The sequence below is a fragment of the Psychrobacter sp. S1-30-MNA-CIBAN-0213 genome (assembly GCF_040309845.1).
Classification (GTDB): domain Bacteria; phylum Pseudomonadota; class Gammaproteobacteria; order Pseudomonadales; family Moraxellaceae; genus Psychrobacter.
On sequence record NZ_JBEOPE010000090.1, the window covers coordinates 1 to 265 of the forward strand.

Consider the following 265-nt stretch of genomic DNA (forward strand, 5'->3'; position numbering starts at 1 on the left):
GTGTTAATCCGTATAGAGAAAACTTCTCAAGAATTTTTTTAGTCGATAGCTTTGGGTAACTGTTTCGGATTTCCATTTGATTAAGCCTCAAAATTATAAGTTGACCGACCACCATTATGCCGTACTGCACCATGAAGGTCTGTAGGAATTAGAATTAATTTTGTTGAATTTTCTACGTGATGCCATGTGTAATTATCAGGTTTTCTCCAGCCTTTCACCCTCTTTTTCATTAAATTATTAGCATCTTTCATATCAATAGCAGAGC

1 protein-coding gene is annotated in these 265 nt (G+C 35.1%); it reads right to left on the minus strand.

Features of this window, described 5'->3' with window-relative positions; genetic code table 11:
- Nucleotides 1-80: 80 nt before the first annotated feature.
- A partial coding sequence (locus AAEY87_RS14070; protein WP_350657621.1) for an HNH endonuclease signature motif containing protein occupies nt 81-265 on the minus strand: 185 nt, incomplete at its 5' end.